This window comes from Paenarthrobacter sp. CCNWLY172, assembly GCF_037402035.1.
GTDB lineage: Bacteria > Actinomycetota > Actinomycetes > Actinomycetales > Micrococcaceae > Arthrobacter.
Genome location: NZ_JBBEGB010000027.1, coordinates 1 through 5571 on the forward strand (window position 1 = coordinate 1; position 5571 = coordinate 5571).

Annotated in this window: 7 protein-coding genes and 1 tRNA gene; 5 read left to right on the plus strand and 3 right to left on the minus strand. The window is 62.3% G+C overall.

Annotated features, from left to right (window positions below):
• Positions 1-276: 276 nt before the first annotated feature.
• The 3 genes from WBN73_RS21315 to WBN73_RS21325 all read left to right on the plus strand — a co-directional run bounded on the left by WBN73_RS21315 (position 277) and on the right by WBN73_RS21325 (position 1955).
• Entirely contained in the window at positions 277-1005 is a 729-nt protein-coding gene (locus WBN73_RS21315; protein WP_207596433.1) for a signal peptidase I, read from the plus strand.
• Positions 989-1396, plus strand: coding sequence for an Hpt domain-containing protein (locus WBN73_RS21320; protein WP_207596431.1), 408 nt, complete (start codon positions 989-991; stop codon positions 1394-1396). The genes WBN73_RS21315 and WBN73_RS21320 overlap by 17 nt, the downstream gene beginning before the upstream one ends.
• Positions 1397-1487: 91 nt before the next feature.
• Positions 1488-1955 (plus strand): hypothetical protein, encoded by a 468-nt coding sequence (locus tag WBN73_RS21325; protein ID WP_207596429.1) that lies wholly within the window; start codon positions 1488-1490, stop codon positions 1953-1955.
• Positions 1956-1984: 29 nt separating this feature from the next.
• Here the strand turns inward: WBN73_RS21325 and WBN73_RS21330 are convergent, their stop codons facing one another.
• Positions 1985-3373 (minus strand): MFS transporter, encoded by a 1389-nt coding sequence (locus WBN73_RS21330; protein WP_337341283.1) that lies wholly within the window; start codon positions 3371-3373, stop codon positions 1985-1987.
• A gap of 236 nt (positions 3374-3609) precedes the next feature.
• On the opposite strand from WBN73_RS21330, the gene WBN73_RS21335 reads away from it, so the two are divergent.
• Positions 3610-4539: a helix-turn-helix domain-containing protein gene (locus WBN73_RS21335; RefSeq protein WP_337341282.1), complete on the plus strand. Its 930-nt coding sequence runs from the start codon at positions 3610-3612 to the stop codon at positions 4537-4539.
• 9 nt (positions 4540-4548) lie between these two features.
• Positions 4549-5043: a DUF2306 domain-containing protein gene (locus tag WBN73_RS21340; RefSeq protein ID WP_207596425.1), complete on the plus strand. Its 495-nt coding sequence runs from the start codon at positions 4549-4551 to the stop codon at positions 5041-5043.
• Between the two features lie 16 nt (positions 5044-5059).
• Here the strand turns inward: WBN73_RS21340 and WBN73_RS21345 are convergent, their stop codons facing one another.
• Both WBN73_RS21345 and WBN73_RS21350 read right to left on the minus strand, forming a co-directional pair.
• A complete protein-coding gene (locus tag WBN73_RS21345) occupies positions 5060-5242 on the minus strand; it encodes a hypothetical protein (protein WP_337341281.1) in 183 nt (60 codons plus the stop codon).
• Positions 5243-5288: 46 nt separating this feature from the next.
• Positions 5289-5365: transfer RNA gene (locus WBN73_RS21350), tRNA-Thr, on the minus strand.
• Positions 5366-5571 lie beyond the last annotated feature (206 nt).

Below are 5571 nucleotides of genomic sequence, written 5' to 3' on the forward strand. Positions count from 1 at the left end.
ACCGCGTTCCCCACCACCGCGAACAACGACTTCCAAGGCGCCACCTCCACCATCGCCTTCTCCTTCACCGGCACCCAACGCACCGAAACCACCAAATAACACCCACCCCGCTGACACCCAACAGGCAGCCCGATAGACCCCAGGGGCCGGCCGGCATGCCCTTCCGGCCGGTTCCTGGCCATTTCCTGATCAAGTCTTGAGGCCCGCCCGCACACTCTCTTGAGCGGGGAAGGACAGACTGAAAGCACGTCGAACACCACGAAAGGAACGCCAGGCATGAGCGCACTGAGCACCATCACCACCCCCGCAGTTCGCGGCCGGCGTTCGGCCGCAGCAGGGAGCGGACCCCAGCCAGCCGCCGTCGTCGTTCCTTCCGTTCCTAAGACCGCCGCTGTGAAGCAGCCCGCAGCGGCCACCTCCTTTGCCGGCACAACCGGCTCCCTCCGCCGGATAGCCGGCAAAGTGGTGAGGGGTATGGGCGTGGGCATGCTGGTCCTCGCTGCGTTGGTGTTCCTGTTCCTCGCGATCGGCCCGCGCGTCCTGGGTTACCAGACCTCCACCATGCTCACAGGATCCATGGCCCCGCTGATCAACCCGGGCGACGTCGTCGTCACCGTCCCCACCCCCATCACCGACGTCAAGGTCGGCGACATCATCACCTACCACATCCCGGTCGAAGACCAGCGGGTGGAAACCCACCGGATCACGGAGATCAGCACCACCGCCGACGGCGGCGTGGCAGTCCAGACCAAAGGCGACGCCAACAACGGTATCGACCCCTGGATAGCCACCCTGCAGGGGCAAACCGTGGACAAGCAGGTCACCACCATCCCCTACGTAGGCAACGCCATCCGCGCCCTTCGCGAACCCATCGTCATGAACATTCTGATGTACGGCGCACCCGCCGTACTGGTCATCGGAATGCTCGCCTCCATCTGGACCAAAGAGCCCGCCAAGACCACACCCGGGGAAACGGCCGGAGGCCGCGATGAAGCCATCGGGTAATCCAGGCGGTGAACTGGACCTGGGCAGGCTCCAATCACTCGCCGAGGAACTGGGAAGCCCTGAACCGGCACTGCGTTTCCTCGCCAAATACCTCGCGATGCTTCCGCAGCGCGTCGAACGCATAGTCCACGCTGTGGACGAGCATGACGCAACGGAGACCACCACCGCTGTTCTTAGCCTCAAGATCAGCTCTTCCATGGTGGGAGCCAGGGAAACGGAGCACCAATGCCGGGCCATCGAATCAATGATCCGGGAAAACCACTTCGACGACGCCGCTCATGCGCTGCCGGCGCTGAGGCAGACGGCAGACCGCTGTCTCGCTTCACGGTCCGACCTCATCAGGGCCGCGCATACATCGCTGAGCCGGCACCGGGGTTTTTTTCGGTCTTGAGCGGACCTTGAGTGTTCACCGAGGTGTTTCCTGAGGCCCGTTCGGCACACTGGAAACACATCATCCGCACTACCGGGACGGCATCACGCACATGCATGGCAAAGGCATCATCCGGCAAGTACCGGCCACCATCCTGGCGGTCATGTTACTGCTGATGGGCGTCTACATTTCACCTGCGCACGCCCAGTTCAGCGACACCGCGCCAGGAGCGATGGCTGTCAGTGCGGCAAAGATCCCCGCGCCGGCAGCCAGCACGGTAAGTGTGTCGAAGTCCTGCGATTCATTCCTCTGGTTTGGCCAAGCCAAAATCAGCGTCAGCAGTTTCGCGGCCGTCGCCTACGCGAACTACCACGAGCTTAAGGTCATAGACCCCGACGGCGTCGTACGGTTCACGGGCGACCTCAGCAAGGCCTCAGGAAAGGCCTACAGCTCAGGGGTCCAAAGCACTAGCAACCTCTCAGGCACCTGGACCTACCAGATCCGCGGTTACTACAAGGTGCCCAACTCCACCAACGCGTGGGCGGGCGCACCCTTGACAGGAACACTGAACTGCCCGTGAGCCAGATGTAGGGCTTCTGCCTCTGGGGCTTAGTTGGCGGACATCGCCGGTTTGCGCAGGAACAGGCCCACAACCAGTGCGGTGAGCAGGCAAAGGCCGGCGTTGACCCAGATGGCGGTTGTGACACCGCTGAGGACGGCGGGGGCCTCGTTGTTACCGATGCTGAGGATTTGAGCCGTGAAGATGGCACTCATAATGGGGATGCCCATGGTGATGCCGATCTGCTGGCTCATGGTTGCCAGTCCCGTGGCCAGGCCTTGTTCTTCATCAGGCAGCCCGGATGTTGCAGTGACCATGAAGCCGACGATGACAACAAGGTTTGCTACACCACCGATGAAGGTGGCGACCAGGAGCAGACCGATGGATGCGGGGTCTGCGCTGAGCAGGACGAGGATGCCTGTGGCAATGGCCTGGACTATAAATCCGTAGACGATGGCTTTCTTGTTGCCGATCTTTCCGATCACCCTGGGTCCGAGGACGCCACCGAGTACCGTGCCGAGACCGAGGACCGCGAAGGCCAATCCTGCACCGAGCGGGGTGTAGCCGAGAACCTGCTGCAGGTACAGCGTCAGCAAGAACACCAGGGAGGTTTCAGTGACGAAGGCCAGGATGCCGGCGATGTTGCCCCAGGCGACAGTGGAGCGCTTCAAGATCTCCAGCGGTACCAGCGGCGAGCTTGCCCGGCGTTCGACCGCAACAAAGGCAACAAAGAACACGACGGCTGCCGCGAGGGAGCCCAAAGTCAATGGATTGGTCCAGGAGTGCTCGGCGGCGTTCGTCAAACCGAAGACAAGGGCCAGAAGGCCGAGGGTAACGGTGACAGCACCCGGAACGTCCAGCTTCAACTTCGTGGTGGGCTTGCTCTCGGCGAGGACGATGGGAGCGATAACCAGTACTGCGATGGCAACAGGCACGTTGATGAAGAACGCCCACCGCCAGCTCAGCAGGTCCGTCAGCAGTCCGCCGAGGATAGCGCCGGTCGTAAAGCCCGCGGCCATGAGTGATCCATTAAGGCCCAGTGCCTTATCGCGCAGCGGGCCTTCCGGGAAGGATGCCAGCAACAGGGACAGGGCAGCGGGAACGACAATGGCCGTCGCGACGCCTTGTCCCACGCGTGCAATGAGCAACAAGGCCGGGTCGGCAGCCAATCCGCCGGCCAGCGACGCCGCGCCAAGCAGGGCCATGCCGATGATGAACATTTTGCGGCGTCCGGCAATATCGGCGACACGTCCGAACAGCAATGTCAGGCCCGCAGCGCACAGGGCGAATGACGTCGCTATCCACTGAAGGTTCTCCAGGCTGAAGCCAACATCGGTGCCGATGGCCGGGAGGGCGACGCTAAGGATGGAGAAGTCAACAGCGAGGGTGAAACTCGCTGCGAGCAGGACAATAAGGGCCAGCCGCTGCCGGCCTGTCATCTGCCTTTTCGAGTCCGGTTGGGGTTCGTGGACGGTGGCAGATGGAAGGCTGGTGCCTTTGGTGACATCCGGTTGTGTCGTCATATCGGTGATCCTTTGCTGGAGCTGTAACCGCCCGTGGGCGGCTTCTTCACAGCTCCAATGGTCTACGCATGTGCCCGGATGAACCACACCCCCTCCTGCCTACCCCTGACAGGGACAGGACACTGCCGGTGGGGACCGGCAGAATGGTGGTCATGACTATGGTGAGTGAACTTGGGGAGTTCCTTCGAGTCCGAAGGGCGGCTCTGCAGCCGGAAGACGTTGGCCTGCTCAATTACGGCATCCGCCGCGTACCAGGCCTCCGGCGGGAGGAACTGGCCATGCTCGCGGGAGTCAGCAATACCTACTACACCCGTCTGGAGCAGGGCCTCAGTAACAATGCTTCTGATGCCATCATTGATGCGATCGCCCGGGCCCTGAATCTCAACACTGACGAGCGAGCCCACCTGTTCAATCTTGCCCGGGCCCGCACCACCAAACGCCGCACTGTGACGAAGCCGGACAAGGCCAGGACCGGGACGCTCCGCCTGATTCAGTCAATGTCGAGCACCCCCGCCATCGTGCTGGGACGCCGCAGCGAGGTGCTTGCCTGGAACCGGCTCGGTCATCGATTGGTTGCAGGGCACTTGGACTACGACGCACCGAAGTCGGCTGCAACAAGGCCAAACATGACGCGTTTGTTGTTCCTTGACCAGCACACCCGCGAACTTTACCCACGCTGGCTGGAGGAAGCCACGCGTGCGGTGTCATCACTACGGCTCGTCGCCGGCCGGGCCACAGATGACCCTGAACTCGCTTCCTTGGTTGGTGAGCTCACCTTGAAGAGTGAGGAGTTCGCGAAATTATGGGCTCGGCACCCCGTTGAGAACTGCATGTCCGGGTTGAAGCATATGCACCACCCCGAAGTAGGTGACCTGGAGCTGAATTTCGAGGTCCTCACACCGCCCGACGAGTCCGGGCACAGGATCCTCATGTACGCTGCGGACCCGGGGACGCCGGCCGCGGAAGCACTTCAACTGCTGGCCGCCGGCGATGCGGTAGGGCCGGAAGGCCCGGCCCGATTGCCCCTTGATCAACGATCGTCCACGCTGCCACAGCCCGATAGTCACTTCCGACTTCGCTAGGCTGGCCGTATGCCCTCGCCGTGGACTTTCCTGATCGCTCTGCACGCCATCGCAGCGGGCTACGCCCTGATCTTCGGCGCCGTCAACCTGCTCCGCCGCAACAAAGGCAGCGCAGCGCACAAAATCCTGGGGCGCATCTGGGCGGTGGCCATGTATGTCGTCGTCCTCACCTCGTTCGGGATCCGGACCATCGACGGCGGATTCAACTGGCTTCACGCCCTTTCCGTGCTGACGTTCTGCACCCTGACGATGGGCCTGGTGACCGTCCGCCGCGGCAACATCCGGGCGCATCAGCGGTTTATGACCGGAAGCTACTTCGGCCTCGTCGGCGCCTTCATTGGCGTGATCGCCGTGCCTGATCGACGGCTCCCCCAAATGGCCATCCACGACCTCACCGGCCTCACACTGTGGGTAGCGGCCCTGGCGCTTACTGCCGGGCTGACTGTCGCTGGCCTGATGCAGCTTCGTCAGAAGACTGCACCGGTGATCAGCGTCCGAAAGTAGCACCTTCCTGCCGCTTTCAGTGTTGCCGCGGACCTGGTGAGGCCAAATAATCCATCCATGTGAGACGCCTCTTGGAGTAGCGCTGTGCGCCGCCAGCGCCGAATTCGACGCCGTTCAGCGCCTGGGTCCGCCCGGACTCGTTGTTGCTGAAATCTGATTCCTGCAACAACAGTCGTGCGTCGCGCCCGAAACCAGACACGAAAAACCCCTCCATCCCGGCAAAATCGCCGGAATGGAGGGGTTCGTGGAGCCCCCTGTCGGATTCGAACCGACGACCCCCGCTTTACAAGAGCGGTGCTCTGGCCAACTGAGCTAAGGAGGCACGCTCCGGTTACCCGAAGCACAGCGCGAAAGAGCGCTAGATAAGGTTAGCCCAGACCATCCCCGTCAACGAAATTCGCCGGGACCAAGTCGGAACCAAGCGGTACAACAGCGGCCGGCCACCCAGGAACGGCGGTTTCTAGGAGTCGTTGCAACACCTGTTGGTTAGGTGGTTAGTAGTAAATCACGTAGGCGCTCGGCTGGGGT